The sequence below is a fragment of the Pedobacter aquatilis genome (assembly GCF_030409415.1).
GTDB classification, from domain to species: Bacteria; Bacteroidota; Bacteroidia; order Sphingobacteriales; family Sphingobacteriaceae; genus Pedobacter; species Pedobacter aquatilis.
On sequence record NZ_JAUFPW010000028.1, the window covers coordinates 135,069 to 154,469 of the forward strand.

Here is a 19,401-nt window from a genome sequence, read left to right on the forward strand (position 1 = left end):
TTACCACTTAAGGCGATTTAAAACATTAATATCTATCGATTTCGTATTTCTGTAAACCATTACGATTATGGCCAAACCAACTGCAACCTCTGCAGCAGCAAGCGCCATAATAAAGAATACAAAAACTTGTCCGGATGGGTCGTTGCTATGCACAGAGAAAGCAGTTAAAAGCAGGTTTACTGCATTTAACATCAACTCAACCGACATAAAAATTACGATTGCATTTCTACGGGTTAACACGCCAATAACACCTATCGTGAAAATAATTGCACATAAGTAGATGTAGTGATTTAGCGGAACGCCTGCCATTTGTGTAGTTAAATTTTCCATTATGCTTCTACCTCATCTCTTTTAGATAATAAAACTGCTCCAACCATTGCGGCCAATAGTAACAGAGATGATAATTCGAATGGTAATAAGAATGGCCCGAAAAGCTCCTTGCCTAAGTTTTCTACCAAACCTAATCCCTGGTTTTTTAATACCAGCGGACTATTAATGCTTGCCGCTTTAAACGAACCAACTAAGGTTACCGCTAAACAAGATCCTGCAATTACACCAACAATTTTAATCAATGGCGATTTTACGGGCTCTGTTTCCTTGTTCAGGTTAAGGAGCATCAGTACGAATAGAAATAATACCATGATGGCACCCATGTAAACAATGAAGTTTACAACGGCCAAAAATTGTGCATTCAACAATACATAATGTACCGTAAATGTGAAAAAGGTAAGGATTAAGTACAATACGCTATGGATTGGATTTTTTGCAAAAATCACCATCAGCGAAAAGATGATACTTAATGTGGCTACGAAATAGAATACTTGTGTACTCATTAATTTGTTATTTGTTTTATTTGTTTCTTCGTCCGTCATTGCGAGGTACGAAGCAATCTGTTCCATGGTTTGTGTCTCCACAAACCATTTTATATTTCGTTTCGTGAAAACACGAACTGAGGCTTACGCCAATTGCCATGGTTCGTGTCTTCACGAACCATAAAATTATTTTTTCATCTCCAACGGAGCCTCAACCAATTTATCTTTTCCGTAAATAAAATCTTTACGTAAATAATCTGCTGGTACAATTGGTCCGTCTAAATAAATCGCCTCTTTCGGACAAGCCTCTTCACATAATCCGCAGAAAATGCAACGCAACATATTAATTTCATAAGTTGCAGCGTATTTCTCCTCGCGATATAAATGCTTCTCATCGTTTTTACGTTCAGCAGCAATCATGGTAATTGCTTCCGCAGGGCAAGATAATGCACATAAACCGCAAGCAGTACAACGCTCTTTGCCGTTCTCATCACGTTTAAGCGAGTGCATGCCTCTAAAGTTCGCAGAAAATTCTCGTTCTACCTCTGGATATCTTACTGTAGCCTCTTTTTTGAATAAGTGACTAATGGTAATGCCCATACCTTTTGCAATTGCAGGCAGGTACATACGTTCCATAAAGCTCAATGGCTTTTGTTCCAGTACTTTTTTCTTATTACTTAATGATTCCATAATTAAAACTTCTCAATAATCGCAATCACAATACCTGTTATTATAATGTTGGCAATGGCTAATGGAATTAACCCTTTCCAACCTAAATTCATCAATTGGTCATAACGGAAACGAGGTATTGTCCAACGTACCCACATGAAGAAAAAGATGAAGAAAATGATTTTAGCAAAGAAAACAGCTGTTCCAAACAACGGTGCCCAGGTTGGACCTAACCAAACTGCCATCGAATCCATTCCTGGATAGTTGTATCCGCCAAAATATAAAGTTGCCATTACTGCTGAGGATACAAACATGTTGATGTATTCAGCAAACAAATAGAAACCCAATTTCATGGATGAATACTCTGTATGGTAACCCCCGATTAATTCAGTTTCACATTCTGGTAAATCGAAAGGCGCACGGTTTGTTTCTGCAAATGAGCACACCATGAAAATTAAAAAACCTAGTGGTTGATATAAAACATTCCAATGCCAGCCATGTTGTTGGTCAACAATTTCTTTTAAGCTTAAGGTATTTGTCATTAAAAGCAAAGCGATGATAGACAAACCCATTGCAATTTCATAACTGATGTTTTGCGATGCCGCACGAATAGCACTCAATAAAGAATATTTATTATTCGATGCCCAACCGCCAATCATTACGCCATAAACCCCTAAAGAAACCACGCCGAAAATGTATAATACACCTACATTAATATCAGCAACTTGTAGTGGAACCATTTTGCCCCCAATTTCCATCGGGCTACCCCAAGGAATAACTGCCGTACCAATACAGGCACAAAGTAGAGCTAAACCCGGACCAACGATAAATAACCATTTGTTAGATGATGCAGGAATAATTTCCTCTTTCATAAACATTTTAACACCATCGGCTAATGGTTGCAAAATACCAAAGGGACCAGCTCTATCCGGACCTAAACGGTCTTGCAAATAGGCTGCAACCTTACGTTCTGCATAAGTAGAATACATGGCTACAACTAAACTGATGCCGAAAATTACGGCAACCAGAATAAATTTTTCTATAACAAAACTTAACTCCATTAGTATTTTACGGTTTTATGTAACTCAATTTCATTAGCCGCTTGTAACGCCGCATTTGGCTTAATTACAGGAAGTGGTTTTAATGTTTCGTAATGGTTTGATGCAATTACTGAAGTATCATCAATGTGTGTTGGATGTTCGATAGTCCAATCTGAAGTTGCTTTTTTATCAAAACGACAAGTATTACAGATAAATTCTTCAACTTCACCAAATTGGTCTTTACGAGCAGTAACACGTAAAACATCTTCACCCTTATACCAAAGTGTTACTTTTCCATTGCATTTTTCGTGGTCGCAATTGCGATGTCCATCTACAGGTTTAGTAAACCAAACACGGTTTTTAAAACGGAAAGTTTTATCGGTTAAAGCACCAACCGGACAAACATCAATTACGTTTCCTGAGAAATCGTTATCAACCGCCTGTTGGATATAAGTAGAAATTTCTGAATGGTCGCCACGGTTTAAAATACCATGAACACGTTTGTTCGTAATTTGGTCGGCAGTGAAAACACAACGGTAACACAGAATACAACGATTCATGTGCAACTGAATTTTATCACCAATATCAATACGGTCAAAAGTACGACGCTCAAATTCGTAACGGGTCTTCTGTAAACCGTGTTCGTAGCCTAAGTTTTGTAAATCACATTCACCGGCCTGGTCGCAAACTGGGCAATCTAAAGGGTGGTTAATCAATAAAATCTCTACCACGCCTGCACGTGCTTCCAAAACCTCTGGTGAAGTAATGTTTAACACTTCCATACCATCCATAACGGTTGTACGGCAAGATGCAACCAATTTCGGCATTGGGCGAGGGTCTTTTTCCGAACCTTTTGTTACCTTAACAATACAGGTACGGCATTTACCACCACTGCCTTCTAACTTAGAATAATAGCACATCGCTGGTGGAACAATATCACCGCCTATTCGCCTTGCAGCATTTAGGATAGTGGTTCCATTGTCAACCTCTACTGTTATTCCGTCTATCGTAACCTTAACTTTTTCACTCATGGTTAATGATAATCTTTTATTTTTTTATGCTTAATGCCGTCATTGCGAGGCACGAAGCAATCTCTATATTTTTTACGTCTACCGCATTAGGATTGCTTCGTTCCTCGCAATGACGTTGAGCTTTATTTTTCTTCCGTTACCGGAGTTTTCTCAATCGGTACTGCATAACTCGCGATACCATAATTTTGTTGTTGGCTTTTAACTGGCTCTTTAATGTGCCACTCAAATTCATCTCTAAAATGACGAATTGCACTCGCCACAGGCCATGCTGCTGCATCACCTAATGGGCAAATGGTGTTTCCTTCAATTTTGCGTTGAACATCCCATAATAAATCCACATCCTCCATGCTTCCATGTCCATGCTCAATTTTATGAAGAATTTTCTCCATCCATCCTGTACCTTCACGACAAGGAGAACATTGTCCGCAACTTTCGTGATGATAAAAGCGAGCGAAGTTCCAGGTATTGCGAACCATACATTGGTCTTCATCAAAAGCAATAAAACCGCCAGAACCCATCATGGTTCCAGTTGCAAATCCACCTTCTGATAAAGATTCGTAACTCATTAAACGAGGCTCACCGTTAGCATATTTCAATGTTAAGTTTGCTGGCAAAACAGGTACAGATGAACCACCTGCAACTGTTGCTTTTAAACGTTTACCATTTGCAATACCACCACAATATTCATCAGAATAGATAAATTCTTCAACTGGTAAACCTAATTCAATTTCATAAACACCTGGTTTTACTAAATTACCTGATGCTGAAATTAATTTTGTCCCTGTACTTCTACCGATGCCAATTTTTGCGTATTCATCGCCACCGTCATTAATAATTGGCACTACGGCAGCAATAGATTCTACGTTATTAACTACCGTTGGGCAACCATATAATCCCGCAATTGCAGGAAATGGTGGTTTAATTCTTGGATTACCTCTTTTACCTTCAAGTGATTCTAACAATGCAGTTTCTTCACCGCAAATGTAAGCACCGCCGCCTGGCTGAACATATAATTCTAAATCGTAACCTGTTCCTAAAATATTTTTACCTAACCATCCGGCAGCTTTTGCCTCAGCAATTGCTCTTTCCAGAATACGGATTTGAGGCATCATCTCTCCACGAACGTAGATATAGGAAACCTTTGCACCTAAGGCAAAACTCGAAACAATCATTCCTTCAATTAAAGCATGAGGAATGTAAGTCATCAGGTAACGGTCTTTGAAAGTTCCTGGTTCAGATTCATCGGCATTGCATACCAAATAGCGTGCAACTCCTTCTGGTTTAGCCAAAAAGCTCCATTTCATCCCGGTTGGGAAACCCGCACCACCACGACCGCGTAAGCCTGATTTCTTAACTTCTTCAACAATCTCCTCAGGTGTTAAAGTTTTAAGGGCTTTTTCCACGGCACGGTACCCGCCTTTTTGGCGATAGACCTCAAGAGTATTGATGCCAGGTACGTTTATATGCTCAAGTAATAATTTGCGACTCATTTTTATTAGTCTATAGTCTGTAGTCTATTGTCTATAGTCCAAGAATCATAAAGACTCCCGACTGCAGACTTTTGACCTAGGACTTATTTTTCAAATCTTCTATCAATTTATCTACACTATCGGTAGTCAGGTTTTCGTAAAAGGTATATTCCGGGCTAATTTGTAATACCGGACCGAAACCACATGCCGCTAAGCATTCAACTCCTCTAAAGCTGAATAAACCGTCGGCAGTAACTTCACCCTCTTTAACACCCAACTTATCTTCTAAGTGGCTTAATATTTTTTCTGCACCAACCAAGCAGCAAGGACCAGTACGGCAAACCTCCAAAGCATATTTACCTTGTGGTTTTAAAAAGTACATGGTGTAAAAAGTAGCTACCTCGTAAACTTCAATGGGCTGAATATTTAAGTATTCGGCAACTTTATCCATTGCAGATGTTGGTACCCAAAGAAATTCTGCCTGCACCAAATGCAATAATGGCAGCAAAGCTGATTTCTCTTTACCCTCAGGATAACGACTTTTTACATCATCAAATTTGGCCAGCAATTCTGATGAGAATTCTACAGGTGTTTGTTCTTCTACTTTAAGCATCTAATTCTCCTGCAATAATATTCATACTACTCATGTTTATAATGGCATCAGATAATAACATACCTTCGCTCATTGGTGCAAACATTTGGTAATTTATAAAACTTGGTCTGCGGAAGTGTAAACGATATGGTGTACGTCCTCCATCATTAATCAGATAGAAACCTAATTCACCATTTCCGCCTTCTACAGCGTGATAAACTTCTGCCTTTGGTGCATCAATTTCGCCCATCACAATTTTAAAGTGATAGATTAATGCTTCCATATTGTTGTAAACCTCTTGTTTTGGAGGAAGATAAAACTCAGGAACATCAGCATGGAAAATGCCCTTTTCTTCTGTTTTCAACTTTACAATTGCTTGTTCGATGATGCGCAAACTTTGCCACATTTCCTCGTTACGCACTAAATACCTATCGTAGATATCGCCACTTGTACCTACCGGAATTTCAAAATCAAAATCCTGATAAGAAGAATACGGGTCAGCAACGCGAACATCATAATCAACACCAGCCGCACGTAAAAGCGGGCCAGTCCAGCTGTATTCCAACGCAGCTTCTTTAGTTACTTCAGCTACACCAGCAGTTCTATCGATAAAAATACGGTTACGCGTTAAAAGGTTTTCGAACTCCTTTAAAGCAACCGGAAATTCTTTTAAAAATTTATTGATTTTCGCAAAAGCGATGTCGTTAAAATCTCTCTCAAAGCCACCAATGCGACCAATATTCGTAGTTAAACGAGCACCACAAACTTCTTCGAAAATCTCGTAAATGTGTTCACGGAATTGAAAAAGGTAAAGGAAAGTTGTTGTTGCACCGGTATCCTGACCAATAATCGTGTTACAGATAATGTGATCGGCAATACGCGAAAGCTCCATGATGATTACGCGAAGATAATCAACGCGTTTAGGCATTTGGATATTTAACAATTTCTCAACCGTCATGTGCCAGCCCATATTATTAATTGGCGATGAGCAATAGTTTAAACGGTCGGTTAATGGTGTAATTTGATAAAATGGGCGATGCTCGGCAATCTTTTCGAAAGCACGGTGAATGTACCCAATTGTAGAAACGCCGCTTACAATACGCTCGCCGTCTAATTGCAAAACGTTTTGAAAAACACCGTGAGTTGCAGGGTGCGTTGGACCTAAGTTTAAGGTTACCAGCTCACTTTGCGGGTCGTTATCTGTAAATACCGGATGGTTATGATTCATATAAATTACCTTCCAAAAAATTCGTCTTTTTTATCTACTCTGTTCGGATCTTCCAATGGATATTGTTTCAACATCGGATGAACACCTAGATCATCCATATTTAAAATACGGCGTAAATCAGGGTGACCTTCAAACTTAACTCCAAACAAATCATAAGTTTCACGCTCCATCCAGTTTGCACCTTTCCATACCGTTGTTGCAGTAGGAATGGTTGGATTTTGCTCAGAAATAAAAACCTTAACCCTGATTCTTACACGCTCTACCATGTTGTTCAAATGGTAAACTACAGCAATACCATGATCTTTACCAGGGTAATGAACCGCAGTAATATCAGTCAGGAAATTAAACTTTAACTCTTCTTTTAGATGCGAAAGTACATTTATGATAACATCTTTAAAGGTTACAACAGTTAGTAAACCATAAGGCTCAGAAACAGCAGTAACTTTATCGCCAAACTTTTCGCTAAGCTTAACGTGGATATCGTTATTTAACGTTGTTTCTTCCATTATTTAATGCCGTATTGACCTAAGAGTTCTTTGTAATAATCAGAGTTTCTTCTTCTGCCCGATTCGTTTTTAACCAAATCCTGAATGCGTTGAAAACCATCTAAAATAGCTTCTGGTCTTGGTGGGCAGCCCGGAACGTAAACGTCAACAGGAATAACCTCATCAATACCTTGTAAAACAGAATAAGTATCGAAAATACCACCACTACTTGCACAAGCACCAACAGCCATTACCCAACGCGGCTCTGCCATCTGGATATATACCTGCTTTAGTACAGGAGCCATTTTTTTAGCAATAGTACCCATTACCATTAAAACATCGGCCTGACGAGGAGAAAAGCTTAAGCGCTCTGCACCAAAACGACCTAGATCGTAGTGAGAACCCATGGTTGCCATAAACTCAATTCCACAACACGAAGTTGCAAATGGTAGAGGCCATAATGAATTTGAACGAGCCAAACCAATCACTTTATCTAAAGAAGTGGCAAAGTAGCCAGGTCCTTCGGTACCTGGAGGCGCATCAACTATATTAATTTCACTCATGTTTATAAACAAAAAATGCTCACCCTTTTACAGAATGAGCAACAAATTTACAATATTTAAAAGGCAATTAAACTAGTTTAACTTGATTTAGAACCTTTCTAAATAAATTGAAAAACCTTTAGAAAGTGTATTCGATACACTTCATTTTTCTAATTCCAATCTAATACTTTTTTCTTAATTACATAAACAAACCCAAGCAACAAGGTGCCCATAAAAATGAACATTTCAATCATACCATCCATTTTAAGTTCGCGGAAATTTACTGCCCAAGGGTACATAAAAATCACCTCAATATCGAACAAAACAAATAGAATAGCCACTACAAAATATTTGATAGAAAATGGCTGACGGGCATTACCGATGCTTTTAACACCTGCCTCAAATACTTCAAGCTTATCACTTGTTTTACGCTTTGGCCCTAAAAAGTGAGTTGCAACCAAGGTGGTTACCACAAAACCTAAAGCCACTATTACCTGAAATATAATCGGTAAAAAATCTATTGAAGTACTCTGCGCATGCATAATCTTAATTTTCTGATGCAAAAGTAAAAGAAAAAGGCAGAGTAACAAAACTCTGCCTTTTCTAAATTATTTAACTATTGAATTATTTACCTTTTCCTTTTGGAGCCGGAGCTGCTAATTCTTTCAATTTAGCTGCTGCAAATGTTCCAGTTGGATAAACAGCTACACTCTTATCAAAATATTCCTTAGCTTTAGTTTTATCACTAGTGAAATAGTAACCACCTAAGTTATCATATGCTTCAGATAATTTTTTAGCATTTGGAGTTACTAACTCTGGCTTTGCTGTAACTTTCTCAATAAAAGCTTCAAAATGCGGAACCATCAAACCTTTTGGTGCCTTCTCATCATCTAATAAGCTATTAATACGAGCTCTATACAAGTATGCGTCAGTAGTTTCTGGAGAAAGCTGAGCAACTTTAGCAATCGCAGAGTCTGCTTTAACTAATAAGTCTTTTGATGGGTTTTTCTTAGCTGAATATTGCGTTGCATATTCAAAGTAATAAGCCAAACCATCATAAAAATAGCTGTACAATACCCCTTTAGAATTAGGGCCCGCAGCAATTACTTTATCATAAATTTGCGCTGCTTTAGCATATTTCTTAGCATCAAAAAAAGTTTTAGCAACTTCAGCTAATGCATCTGTATTACTTGAATCTTTTTCAACTGCTTTTGTAATGTTAATTAATGCTAAACTATCCTGACCAGCTTTCAATTGTGCTTTTCCTAAATAAAGATAATCGAAACCTAAAATTTTTGTGGTATCCTTTTGCTTAGCAAAATATTCAGTCATGTTAGTTAAAGCCTGAGGATAGTTTTTATTCTCATAAGCAGACCAACCTTTTAATCTTGAAACGATAATACCTTTTGGATCGTTAGCTGGAACCTGAATTGATGATGCAAGTTGCTCCAATGCCTGAAAATCCTTTGCATAGAATAAGAACTGCATATAACGTAACTGAGACTCTAAAGATTTATCTGTTAAATCAATATATTTTTTATACAATTCAGTTGCTTTTGCAGCCTTTTCTTTATCAGTACCAAAGCTACTCCACTGTAAGTATAACTCACCTAATTCGCGGTAAGCCGGGCCATAGTTTGCATCAGCTGCAATAACTTTATTTAACTCTGCTTCACCTTCAGGGAATGAGCGTGCTTCCTTGTACATTTTACCAACCTGAGTTCCGGCTCTTCTATTTGTTGGGTCGATATCTGCTACACGGAAATATGGACCAATTGCCTCGGAGTTTTTCTTTTGTAATGCATAAGCATCACCTAAACCAATAAATACTTCAGCATCTTTATCTTTCGAATCTAATTCGTCAGCTTTAGTTAAATTAGTTATAGCATTAGCAAAATCAGGTTTCGAAACATCCTCACTAGGTTTATCCTGAGCTAAATATGCTTTACCAATTGCTAAATATGTTTTATAATCTTTTGGTGCTACTGAAACCGCTTTATCAAAGTTTGTTTTAGCAGATGTTGCGTTGTTTGATAGTAAATCTGCCTGACCTAAACCTGCAAAATTGGAAGCATTTTTTGGATCAGCCGTTGTACCTTTAGTAAATACAGCTCTAGCTGAATCAATATAGCCGGTTCTTAAATAAACAAGACCAAGGTTATAATAGTTATCACCATTCGACGCTTGAGAGTTTACCAATGTTTTAAGCATTGATGTTGCTTTTTGGTATTGTTCAGCATCAATCGCTTTTTTCGCGTCGTTTAAACTTTGAGCAAAAACTGCAGAACCCATCAACACCAAACCTACATTTAAGGTTATTGCTTTCTTTAAAATTTTCATAGTTCTTTTTTTGTTTTTTAATGGTTATCAAGTTTACATAAGCTTATGCAAGCTTCATCTGATATTTTTTTGTTTGATTACTTAAGTGCAATCGTGGTTCAATTTATTATTTTTTTGTTATGTTAAGCTCTCTTGGCATTAATTTATGTGGTGCCAGTTCAGATTTCAGTACAATTAACTGACCTCTTTGGCTCCTTAACCATGTTGCAAATCCTGTGCCTAAACCGCCTCTTCCCTCGCAATCTATAATATTAATATTCCTCAAGAGCGGGTAAACCCCATCAATTAAATTTAATTGAGTCGGTTTATAAAACTTATCATCGCCAGGGCTTCCTTTTAAATTCTTTACTCCAAGTATTTTAATTTTACTTTCATTTTTTGACATCTCCGGATTCTTTTCAGAAAGCCAATTAACACCTAAAACACCAATAAAACTTTTATCTTCTGCAATAAGGTTAATTACCTCGTTACTGGAATTTTTAGAATATACACCTTTTTGGGGAAACTGACTGATATTAGCCAGTTGTTTAAAGTACTTAAAAGTACTGGAATAAGCGTTATCAAATACCAATTTCTTACCCGAATCCTTGCCCTGCAATATATCAATAATTTCTCTAACGTTAATAGTGCTATCAATATTGCTTGCGTTTGTAATTAATGCAATTCCATCAACCGCAAAACGCGAAGTATTAATTTTGATTTTACGCTGGTTGTAATATTTTTCCTCTTGCTTAGTTAGCATTCTCGGTAAAACGATAACCCTTACACTATCATTTAAAAAAACGGGCAATAACTTTTCTTCAGGCTTAAAAGTTGTAATAAATGTTGCCTGCGGATAATCCATTTTAAAAATATCAATCTCATCCTGAACAATCGGACCTACAGTTTCATCAACCAATATTTTTAAAGTTCCGCTTGTTCTGGTCTCTTTAACCTCTTGTTCCTTTTTATTATGATTACATGAAGAAAATGTAAATAGAGCCAGTAATAATATTAAGATATATCTCATTGATTTTAATCGCGTCTTCCTAAGCTTAATAATCTGATAAATGCATAAACAATAAGAAATATTCCAATTGCAACTTTATATGGATAAGCTATATTTAAAGGTAGATCTTTCCAAAATATGCATGCTAAACCTATAACCAGGTAAAACACAAACATGATTAGGCCTAAAATGAGCAAAAACCGCTGTTTAGGCGATTTTTGCTTAAAAATATCAAAATTTAACATTTTAATTGCTAAGTGTAAAGTTTACCTGGATGTTGTACTTTACCCTAACTGGTTTACCGTTCTGAATACCTGGAATCCAACGTTTACTTGCTTTAAGTACACGTACAGCTTCTTCATTAGTACCACTACCAGGGCCACGAATAACATTAATGTCAGTTAATGAACCATCTCTCTCTACTACGAAAGATAATGATACCTTACCTTGAACATTATTCTCCTGTGCCATTGGCGGATATTTAATTGCTCCACTTAGGTATTTGTAAAACGCTGGCAAACCACCTGGATATTCAGGAACCTTCTCGATACTAACAAAGTCATAAACCTTGTTGTCATCAACTGCTACTGCAGCTTCTCTTTTCGGTCCTTCACCTACAGGCTCTGCGATAACAATATCAGCAGTTGGGTCACCCTTAATATCTTTCTGTCCTGGGTCAGCCTCCTTAAGTTTTTCAACTGTAGGTGGTTCATCCTGAACTTCAATATCAGGTTTTACAATCGGAGGTGGCATTTTTACCTGATCCACTTTTGGTGGTGGTGGCTCTACCGGTGGCGGTGGAGGTGTTTCCGGGTTAACCGGTGGTGGCGGCGTAAGTACTACCTCTTGTGCAATTTCTTCTTTTTCCTCTGGTAACGATCCTTTGATGATACCATAAATTTTTGGAGCAAAGAACAAAACAAGAAATACTACAGAGCCATAAATTAGTGCCTTTGTGGTATTAGCCGGAGATGACTTACGTAACTCGTAAGCACCATAGTTTTTGTTTTTACCCTCAAAAACTACTTCCAACCATTCCTTTCTAAATATATCTAATTTCGACATGATTACTGGTTTAGTTGATTATAAAATACCTTGTTCTTTCATGAATTGCTTTTCATTGTCAAGGATATTGTCATCATCAATCTGACGAGCTCTAACCTTTAAAATTTCCAATTCATCCATCATATCAACAAAGTTTTGAAACGTAGAGCCTGACGTTGGTTTTACCAAGACAACGAATGGATCCTTTTCGGTTTCGTTTGAACCTTTTTTATTTTTAACAATTGCTGCCTCAATTGCTTGTAATGGTTCAATTGTTGGAGAGCTTTCTCCTGCTTCACCCATATACCATGCAACCTTATTATTTTTACCTAATAAAATTGTCATTGTTTTAGAAGCTTTTAGCGCCAATCTGTTCTCTGGCAAGTTTTCTTCTTTATCGGGCTTGGTAATATCCATCGCCTGTGGCGTAGATATACTAGTCGTTAAGATAAAGAAAGTTACCAAAAGAAACATCAAATCCACCATCGGAGTCATATCAACCCTTGGTGTGGCTTTCTTCCCGCCTGTGTTTAATTCTGCCATTTCTTATTTTCTTGGAGCTTCAGAGTTTGTTACTAACAAAAATTTATTCACTTTTTGTTTTTGCAAAACATCGATAACTTTTTTAACAACTGGATATTCTTCTTTCGCATCGCCTTTAATACTTACACGCATTGCTGCGCCATTAAGTTCTTGAGTAGCTTTACGAGCATTTAAAACCCATGAGTTTAATTGGTTGTCAGTCGAATCCGTAGGGATACCTGGCTGAACACCTGGTTTCATACGATCTGCACCAGACATACCAATAAACTGCTTAAGATTCGAAACAGGAACGCCGAATGAGCCTACTACAGAGAATCTGGTAATCTCATCAGGAGTAAAAGTAACTTTGTACTGCTCTCCCATTAACTGCAACGTTCTTGCCCTTACTTTTTGTCCTGCTACCTCAAAGAAAACCTTACCTTGTCCGATTGTTAAAATCGCATTGTTTTCGGCAGGCACCTTAAATACATAAGTAGATGAAGGTGTAGATACCGCCAAGGGTTCAGGTTGCTTAGCCGTAGCAGTTAATATGAAGAACGTAAGTAACAGTGCAGCTACGTCGCACATGGCGGTCATATCTGTTACCGTACTGGTTCTTTTAACTTTAATTCTAGGCATAATATTTAATACTTTTTAATAATGATGATCTTTTTTCCGGTTTTCCATAAAGCCGGTAAAAATTATTTTCATTTATTTTATTTATGCGTAGAAGCATAAGTTTGAACGATGCTGAAACCAGCCTCATCAATAGCATAAGTTAACTTATCAATTTTTGAAGTTAAGATGTTATACATGATGATCGCTAAAGTAGAAACAGAGATACCTGTCATTGTATTGATAAGTGCCTCAGAGATACCTACTGCTAACGCAGACTGATCCGGAGCACCTGAGTTTGCTAAACCTGCGAATGCACGAATCATACCTGTTACCGTACCCAATAAACCGATTAATGTACCGATTGATACTAGAGTTGCAATGATGGTTAAGTTTTGCTCTAACATTGGCATTTCTAATGCTGTAGCTTCTTCAACTTCTTTTTGGATAGCAACAATTGATTGCTCAACATCCATATTCGTATCTGCTTCTACTTCGCTATATTTTTTCAAGCCTGATTTAATTACTGCTGCAACTGAACCTTCTTGTTTGTCACACTCAGCTTTTGCAGCTTCGATGTTACCAGAATTTAATAAACCTTTTACTTTGATGATGAAACTATCTAAGCTAGTTTTTCCGCTTGCTTTACCAATTACGATTAAACGCTCGATAGAGAAAACGATTGTAGTTAATAATAAACCGATTAATACTGCAACGATTGGTCCACCTTTATAAGCTGTACCTGGATAGTTATTAGGTAATGGCAGGTTTTCATTGTTATTATCGATAAAGTTTGATGGATCTCCTAATACAAATTTCCAGATAACAAATCCAATAACGATACAAATTGGAATAACTAATGTTGCAAATACATTTGAAGCACTTGAAGAGCTCTCTTTTTTAACAGTTGTTGGTTTTGGTGCGTTTGCCATTTTTTTAATTTTTAGTTTTAGTTCTTGTTTTTAATTTTTTTAGCTGTTTTTTCTTTTACTATTACCACAACGTAGGCTTAGCCGATTTTGTTGCGAAAACAAATTTATAAATTGATTTTAAATTACAAATTAATAAATCAATAAACAATTAAATCGTTACTTAAATTTTTAGTTCACGGCTTAAACTATATATGGTATATAACAAAAAAATTGCCTCAGCCGGAGGCAATTCTTTCACAATAAAAACTAAAAAAAAATCGAATTGCAAATTTTTTGGCGAAAAAATGCATTTAAACCTACATTTAACACATTTTTAACGGTACTTCTTCATTATTTTTAACTTTTGTAAGTTCAAACTGTCTAAAATTTCGTTTAAACGCCTCCGACAATTCGTATGCTTTTAAAAAATATTCTTCCTGATTATTCCATGTTTTGGATGGGTCTAAAACTTCATCCGGCACGTTAACACAATGTAAAGGCATCATTAATTTAAAAACATGATGTAACTTATAGTTATTATGCTCTAAATCTCCGTTTATTGCGGCCTTAATCATCGCTCTTGTATGCCCTAATTTCATTCGCTTTCCTACTCCGTAAGGTCCGCCAGTCCAACCTGTATTAACTAACCATACATTTACTTCTTCCTGTTGCATTTTCTTTCCAAGTAAATCAGCATATCTGGATGGATGTAATGGTAAAAATGCTTTACCAAAACATGCAGAGAAAGTTAGTTGAGGCTCTGTAATTCCGGCTTCAGTTCCGGCAACTTTTGCAGTATAGCCGCTCATAAAATGAAACATCGCCTGGTTTACATCTAATTTTGATATTGGGGGCAAAACACCAAAAGCATCAGCCGTTAAAAAAAAGATATTTTTTGGGGTTGAACCAATCGATGGTAAAACGGCATTATCAATGAAATTTATTGGATAAGCAACCCTTGTATTTTCGGTTTTTTCGATGTTAGAAAAATCAACATCGTTTGTACCCGGATAAAAATTAATATTCTCTAATAAAGAGCCGTGTTTTATGGCATTATAAATCTGAGGTTCTTTTTCTAGTGTTAAATCGACACACTTTGCATAACAACCGCCTTCAAAGTTAAAAATAGAATTTTCGCTCCATCCGTGTTCATCATCACCAATTAATGCTCGTTCAGGATCTGCAGATAAAGTCGTTTTGCCAGTTCCGGATAAACCGAAAAAGATTGCAGTGTCTCCATTTACACCAACATTTGCCGAACAATGCATAGAAAGTGTATTCCTATATACCGGAAGTATAAAATTTAAGACAGAGAAAATTCCCTTTTTAATTTCGCCTGTATAACCTGTTCCACCTATAATAATCATCTTTTTGGTAAAGTTGATTATAGAGAAGTTTTCTTGTCTGGTTCCATCCAGTTCTGGATTAGCCAAAAAGCCAGGTGCAGCAATTATAGTCCACTCTGGTGTGGTGTTCAAGTCTTCATCCGCAGGGCGGATAAATAAATTATTTGCAAATAGATTTTGGTAAGCTGTTTCTGTAATTACCCTTATGGACATACTGTAATCAGCACTGGCGCATGCCGAGCAATCTCTAACATAAAAAGATTTCTGATTTAGATAGTGGGTGAGCTTAGTAAAAAGGCGATTAAATTTTTCAGGCTTAAATTTAATGTTGATATCGCCCCACCAAACTTCGTTTTCTGTAATGTTATCGCAAACTATAAATCTATCTTTAGGAGAACGCCCGGTAAATTTCCCGGTATCAACGGCAAGTGCGCCCGAAGAAGCCAAACTCCCTTCTCCATTTTTTAAAGATTCTTCAATGAGTTCAGCCGCTGATAATTGATATTTTACATCCAAACCGGCTTTCAGATTTAAATAGCTTAAATCTGGCGTTTGCAATCCTTTTTTGCTCATAACAATAAGTTAGTTAGTGCGCCAAAGGTATGCAGATAAAATGCAAAAAAACCAATTTTATTTAGTCTTTTTTTACATATTGTAGTCTTTACACTATGATTCAATACTCTGATTTACAATACTTTATATACGATTTTAAACTTATAAATTTTCGTAAAAAAATACACTAAGCCAATATCAACCGCCGGCTTTTTTTGCCTTATAACCATCTTTTTGTAAAATACCCATAACTTTATCCCTTACATCACCCTGAATCAGGATTTCACCATCCTTTACAGAACCACCAACGCCGCATTTATTTTTAAGTAATTTACCCAAGATTTCCAAATCTTCGTTTTTCCCTCTAAACCCAGTTATTAAGGTTACGGCTTTACCCCCTCTGTTTTTCTTATCAAGCATTACCCTTAAATCCTGTTGCTGGTTTGGCGCAGTTACGGTATTATCAACCTCTTGCTCAAATTCAAAATCAGGGTTTGTAGAAAACATAATTCCACCCAAATCACTTAAATTATTTTTTTTCGATTTCATATACACTGAAATTTAAACTAAGGAACAATAACTTTTAGAGACAATGGCTTTACTAAAATCTCAATTTCTTTGCCCATGCATAAAGGCTCTCCATCTACATGAACCGGACCATCCTTATCCCGAACAATTTTTATGTCTTTGCCTTTAATAATCTCAATTAAATCTGAAGTTTCTGCCTTCCCCTTAAATAAAACATAACTTAGAGCTGGCAATTTTAATATAGAGAAAGGCTTGATGATGCAAACATCTAATAAACCATCTTTTACCGATGCATTTGGAGCAATATAAACATTGTTACCATATTGAGATGAATTTGCAACACTCACGGCAAAGGCTTTTCTTTGGTATTCAACCCCATCAATCGTTAAGTGATAAACTTCTGTTTTATAATTTAAAACCTCTTTTAAGGCTAATTTCATATAACCGGCTAAGCCACGTTTTTTATCGTGAGAAAATGCAGCGCTTAAATGAGCATCGAAACCTATACCTGCAATATTAAAAAAACACATATTGTTAAAGCTAGCCGTATCAATTTCGTCTGTCTTTAATTGATTTAGAAGCAGAATAGCATCTTTTAAATTTTGTGGGATGTTAAGAAACCTTGCCAAACCATTTCCAGAACCTAAAGGTAGTACCCCTAAAATTTTATTATGTTGCATTACCTTCGATGCAACCTCATTAATGGTTCCATCGCCGCCCGCAGCCACAATAACTTCGAAATTTTTGGCAATTGCTTCTTCAACAATTTCTGTTGCATGGCCAACAAATTCCGTTAAACGAAAATTAGCATTAAATTTTTCCTTATCCAGATACTTATCAATTAATGCAGGAATAAGCGTTTTTGCCCGACCTCCAGAAATTGGATTGATGATGAATAAAATGTTAGTTTTGAGTTGCAAAGCTTGAGAATGAGGACACAAAAATAATCTATAATTTCTTGAAATAAAGAAAATATACTAATTTTGCAACATTAACAGTGGATTGATTTGCGATGTTCTGATAAATGAACGGGATTGCAACCACTCTAAAAAAAGTGCTAATACCTTCCTCAATTCAAATGAACCTGTTTTCAGGGAATTTTAGCACTTATTAAATTGTTTATTTTCATCTTTAAATTTTTTAATAAATGTCATATTTATTTACATCAGAATCAGTATCTGAAGGTCATCCAGATAAAATTGCCGATCAAATTTCGGATGCATTAATTGATAACTTTCTAGCTTTCGATGCTGAATCGAAGGTTGCATGCGAAACTTTAGTAACTACAGGGCAAGTTATTTTGGCTGGAGAGGTTAAATCTAAAACTTACCTAGATGTTCAACAAATTGCTCGTGATGTAATCAAAAAAATTGGCTACACTAAAAGTGAATATATGTTTGAGGCAAACTCTTGCGGTATTTTATCTGCAATTCACGAGCAATCTCAAGATATTAACCAAGGTGTAGATAGAGCAAGTAAGGAAGAACAAGGTGCTGGCGACCAAGGGATGATGTTTGGTTACGCAACTAACGAAACCGAAAATTATATGCCATTGGCACTTGATTTATCTCACGCACTTTTAAGAGAACTGGCTAATTTAAGAAGAGAAAATACTGAAATTACCTATTTACGCCCTGATGCAAAATCGCAGGTAACGTTAGAATATTCTGACGATAACAAACCTCAAAGAATTGATGCTATCGTAATTTCGACACAGCACGATGATTTTATTAAGCCTGCTTCATCTTCAAAAGAAGATAAAGATAATGCGAACGATGAAATGCTGACTAAAATAAAAAGCGATTTAGTTTCAATTTTAATTCCGAGGATTAAGGCTAAATATCCACAATATGCACATTTATTTAACGAGGAGATTACTTATCACATTAACCCAACTGGCGTTTTTGTAATTGGTGGTCCTCATGGTGATACGGGATTAACGGGTAGAAAAATTATTGTTGATACTTACGGTGGTAAAGGTGCTCATGGTGGTGGTGCTTTCTCTGGTAAAGACCCTAGTAAGGTAGATAGAAGTGCTGCTTATGCAACCCGCCACATCGCTAAGAACTTAGTAGCAGCTGGCTTGTGCGAAGAAGTTTTGGTTCAGGTAAGTTATGCAATTGGTGTTGCGAAGCCTACATCGATTAATGTTGTTACTTATGGAACAGCCAAAGTTGGGTTAACGGATGGCGAAATCAGCAAAAAAGTAGAGGAGATATTTGATATGCGCCCTTATTTTATTGAGCAACGCTTGAAATTAAGAAATCCAATTTACAGTGAAACAGCTGCATACGGCCACATGGGTAGAAAACCTGAAACCGTAAATAAAACATTTAGAACTCCAAATGGTGAAGAAAAAAGTGTAACTGTAGAATTGTTTACCTGGGAGAAATTAGATTTCGTAGATAAAGTAAAAGCTGCATTTGGCATTTAGTATAAAAAAACTAATATAAATAGCCCCCAAGAAGTTAAATACTTTTTGGGGGCATTTTTTATGTATCATATCCATTATTTGGTTTTATCCATGTAGATACATTCATAAGTATTTCCAGTTATCAACGACCGAGTTGACTCGCATTTTGTGTCGATTCCTGAAAATGCTATACACTAAAATCAGTGTATGGAAATAAAAGAAACAGAGTTTATCTATTCCGCCCGGAGTAGTAAACAGCAGAAGTTTGACAAAC

Annotated in this window: 21 protein-coding genes; 1 reads left to right on the forward strand and 20 read right to left on the reverse strand. The window is 36.6% G+C overall.

Annotated elements, in window-relative coordinates; translation table 11 throughout:
* The 20 genes from nuoK to QWY86_RS11900 form a co-directional block, all read right to left on the reverse strand.
* A complete protein-coding gene (nuoK, locus tag QWY86_RS11805) occupies positions 1-330 on the reverse strand; it encodes an NADH-quinone oxidoreductase subunit NuoK (RefSeq protein ID WP_010601897.1) in 330 nt (109 codons plus the stop codon).
* Positions 330-833, reverse strand: a complete 504-nt coding sequence (locus tag QWY86_RS11810) for an NADH-quinone oxidoreductase subunit J family protein (protein WP_290242407.1) — start codon at positions 831-833, stop codon at positions 330-332. The genes nuoK and QWY86_RS11810 overlap by 1 nt, the downstream gene beginning before the upstream one ends.
* Before the next feature lie 165 nt (positions 834-998).
* A complete protein-coding gene (locus tag QWY86_RS11815; RefSeq protein ID WP_154279595.1) occupies positions 999-1,502 on the reverse strand; it encodes a NuoI/complex I 23 kDa subunit family protein in 504 nt (167 codons plus the stop codon).
* 2 nt (positions 1,503-1,504) lie between these two features.
* The gene (nuoH, locus tag QWY86_RS11820; RefSeq protein ID WP_290242347.1) at positions 1,505-2,542 is read right to left on the reverse strand and encodes an NADH-quinone oxidoreductase subunit NuoH; all 1,038 of its coding nucleotides are present in this window, start codon (positions 2,540-2,542) and stop codon (positions 1,505-1,507) included.
* Positions 2,542-3,552, reverse strand: coding sequence for an NADH-quinone oxidoreductase subunit G (locus tag QWY86_RS11825; protein ID WP_290242349.1), 1,011 nt, complete (start codon positions 3,550-3,552; stop codon positions 2,542-2,544). The genes nuoH and QWY86_RS11825 overlap by 1 nt, the downstream gene beginning before the upstream one ends.
* 122 nt (positions 3,553-3,674) lie before the next feature.
* Complete coding sequence (gene nuoF / locus QWY86_RS11830; protein WP_290242351.1) at positions 3,675-5,042, reverse strand: NADH-quinone oxidoreductase subunit NuoF; 1,368 nt, start codon at positions 5,040-5,042, stop codon at positions 3,675-3,677.
* 76 nt (positions 5,043-5,118) lie between these two features.
* A complete protein-coding gene (locus QWY86_RS11835) occupies positions 5,119-5,634 on the reverse strand; it encodes an NADH-quinone oxidoreductase subunit NuoE family protein (RefSeq protein WP_290242353.1) in 516 nt (171 codons plus the stop codon).
* Positions 5,627-6,841, reverse strand: a complete 1,215-nt coding sequence (locus tag QWY86_RS11840) for an NADH-quinone oxidoreductase subunit D (RefSeq protein WP_290242356.1) — start codon at positions 6,839-6,841, stop codon at positions 5,627-5,629. Before QWY86_RS11840 ends, QWY86_RS11835 begins: the two co-directional genes overlap by 8 nt.
* 5 nt (positions 6,842-6,846) lie before the next feature.
* Entirely contained in the window at positions 6,847-7,347 is a 501-nt protein-coding gene (locus QWY86_RS11845) for an NADH-quinone oxidoreductase subunit C (RefSeq protein ID WP_290242358.1), read from the reverse strand.
* Positions 7,347-7,889: an NADH-quinone oxidoreductase subunit B gene (locus QWY86_RS11850; protein ID WP_039472971.1), complete on the reverse strand. Its 543-nt coding sequence runs from the start codon at positions 7,887-7,889 to the stop codon at positions 7,347-7,349. Before QWY86_RS11850 ends, QWY86_RS11845 begins: the two co-directional genes overlap by 1 nt.
* Positions 7,890-8,038: 149 nt before the next feature.
* Complete coding sequence (locus QWY86_RS11855; RefSeq protein ID WP_290242367.1) at positions 8,039-8,410, reverse strand: NADH-quinone oxidoreductase subunit A; 372 nt, start codon at positions 8,408-8,410, stop codon at positions 8,039-8,041.
* 82 nt (positions 8,411-8,492) lie between these two features.
* Positions 8,493-10,208 (reverse strand): tetratricopeptide repeat protein, encoded by a 1,716-nt coding sequence (locus QWY86_RS11860; RefSeq protein ID WP_290242369.1) that lies wholly within the window; start codon positions 10,206-10,208, stop codon positions 8,493-8,495.
* 106 nt (positions 10,209-10,314) lie between these two features.
* A complete protein-coding gene (locus QWY86_RS11865; protein ID WP_290242371.1) occupies positions 10,315-11,217 on the reverse strand; it encodes a substrate-binding domain-containing protein in 903 nt (300 codons plus the stop codon).
* Between the two features lie 225 nt (positions 11,218-11,442).
* Complete coding sequence (locus QWY86_RS11870; protein ID WP_290242373.1) at positions 11,443-12,261, reverse strand: energy transducer TonB; 819 nt, start codon at positions 12,259-12,261, stop codon at positions 11,443-11,445.
* Positions 12,262-12,279: 18 nt separating this feature from the next.
* The gene (locus QWY86_RS11875) at positions 12,280-12,783 is read right to left on the reverse strand and encodes an ExbD/TolR family protein (protein ID WP_290242375.1); all 504 of its coding nucleotides are present in this window, start codon (positions 12,781-12,783) and stop codon (positions 12,280-12,282) included.
* A 3-nt stretch (positions 12,784-12,786) separates the two neighbouring features.
* Positions 12,787-13,401 (reverse strand): biopolymer transporter ExbD, encoded by a 615-nt coding sequence (locus QWY86_RS11880; protein ID WP_290242377.1) that lies wholly within the window; start codon positions 13,399-13,401, stop codon positions 12,787-12,789.
* Positions 13,402-13,478: 77 nt separating this feature from the next.
* Entirely contained in the window at positions 13,479-14,309 is an 831-nt protein-coding gene (locus tag QWY86_RS11885; protein ID WP_290242378.1) for a MotA/TolQ/ExbB proton channel family protein, read from the reverse strand.
* 302 nt (positions 14,310-14,611) lie between these two features.
* Positions 14,612-16,207 (reverse strand): phosphoenolpyruvate carboxykinase (ATP), encoded by a 1,596-nt coding sequence (gene pckA / locus QWY86_RS11890; RefSeq protein ID WP_290242380.1) that lies wholly within the window; start codon positions 16,205-16,207, stop codon positions 14,612-14,614.
* A 177-nt stretch (positions 16,208-16,384) separates the two neighbouring features.
* Positions 16,385-16,735 carry a translation initiation factor gene (locus QWY86_RS11895; RefSeq protein ID WP_290242383.1) on the reverse strand — a complete coding sequence of 117 codons (351 nt, stop codon included), beginning with the start codon at positions 16,733-16,735 and terminating at the stop codon, positions 16,385-16,387.
* Between the two features lie 17 nt (positions 16,736-16,752).
* The gene (locus QWY86_RS11900; protein ID WP_290242384.1) at positions 16,753-17,634 is read right to left on the reverse strand and encodes a diacylglycerol/lipid kinase family protein; all 882 of its coding nucleotides are present in this window, start codon (positions 17,632-17,634) and stop codon (positions 16,753-16,755) included.
* 227 nt (positions 17,635-17,861) lie between these two features.
* Between QWY86_RS11900 and metK the strand changes: the two genes are divergently transcribed.
* A complete protein-coding gene (gene metK / locus QWY86_RS11905) occupies positions 17,862-19,148 on the forward strand; it encodes a methionine adenosyltransferase (RefSeq protein WP_290242386.1) in 1,287 nt (428 codons plus the stop codon).
* The last annotated feature ends 253 nt before the right edge of the window (positions 19,149-19,401 follow it).

Excerpts from the sequence above, each read along its gene's own strand:
- nuoK (WP_010601897.1), bottom strand. The coding sequence starts at position 330 with ATGGAAAATTTAACTACACAAATGGCAGGCGTTCCGCTAAATCACTAC.
- QWY86_RS11810 (WP_290242407.1), bottom strand. The coding sequence starts at position 833 with ATGAGTACACAAGTATTCTATTTCGTAGCCACATTAAGTATCATCTTT.
- QWY86_RS11815 (WP_154279595.1), bottom strand. The coding sequence starts at position 1,502 with ATGGAATCATTAAGTAATAAGAAAAAAGTACTGGAACAAAAGCCATTG.
- nuoH (WP_290242347.1), bottom strand. The coding sequence starts at position 2,542 with ATGGAGTTAAGTTTTGTTATAGAAAAATTTATTCTGGTTGCCGTAATT.
- QWY86_RS11825 (WP_290242349.1), bottom strand. The coding sequence starts at position 3,552 with ATGAGTGAAAAAGTTAAGGTTACGATAGACGGAATAACAGTAGAGGTT.
- nuoF (WP_290242351.1), bottom strand. The coding sequence starts at position 5,042 with ATGAGTCGCAAATTATTACTTGAGCATATAAACGTACCTGGCATCAAT.
- QWY86_RS11835 (WP_290242353.1), bottom strand. The coding sequence starts at position 5,634 with ATGCTTAAAGTAGAAGAACAAACACCTGTAGAATTCTCATCAGAATTG.
- QWY86_RS11840 (WP_290242356.1), bottom strand. The coding sequence starts at position 6,841 with ATGAATCATAACCATCCGGTATTTACAGATAACGACCCGCAAAGTGAG.
- QWY86_RS11845 (WP_290242358.1), bottom strand. The coding sequence starts at position 7,347 with ATGGAAGAAACAACGTTAAATAACGATATCCACGTTAAGCTTAGCGAA.
- QWY86_RS11850 (WP_039472971.1), bottom strand. The coding sequence starts at position 7,889 with ATGAGTGAAATTAATATAGTTGATGCGCCTCCAGGTACCGAAGGACCT.
- QWY86_RS11855 (WP_290242367.1), bottom strand. The coding sequence starts at position 8,410 with ATGCATGCGCAGAGTACTTCAATAGATTTTTTACCGATTATATTTCAG.
- QWY86_RS11860 (WP_290242369.1), bottom strand. The coding sequence starts at position 10,208 with ATGAAAATTTTAAAGAAAGCAATAACCTTAAATGTAGGTTTGGTGTTG.
- QWY86_RS11865 (WP_290242371.1), bottom strand. The coding sequence starts at position 11,217 with ATGAGATATATCTTAATATTATTACTGGCTCTATTTACATTTTCTTCA.
- QWY86_RS11870 (WP_290242373.1), bottom strand. The coding sequence starts at position 12,261 with ATGTCGAAATTAGATATATTTAGAAAGGAATGGTTGGAAGTAGTTTTT.
- QWY86_RS11875 (WP_290242375.1), bottom strand. The coding sequence starts at position 12,783 with ATGGCAGAATTAAACACAGGCGGGAAGAAAGCCACACCAAGGGTTGAT.
- QWY86_RS11880 (WP_290242377.1), bottom strand. The coding sequence starts at position 13,401 with ATGCCTAGAATTAAAGTTAAAAGAACCAGTACGGTAACAGATATGACC.
- QWY86_RS11885 (WP_290242378.1), bottom strand. The coding sequence starts at position 14,309 with ATGGCAAACGCACCAAAACCAACAACTGTTAAAAAAGAGAGCTCTTCA.
- pckA (WP_290242380.1), bottom strand. The coding sequence starts at position 16,207 with ATGAGCAAAAAAGGATTGCAAACGCCAGATTTAAGCTATTTAAATCTG.
- QWY86_RS11895 (WP_290242383.1), bottom strand. The coding sequence starts at position 16,735 with ATGAAATCGAAAAAAAATAATTTAAGTGATTTGGGTGGAATTATGTTT.
- metK (WP_290242386.1), top strand. The coding sequence starts at position 17,862 with ATGTCATATTTATTTACATCAGAATCAGTATCTGAAGGTCATCCAGAT.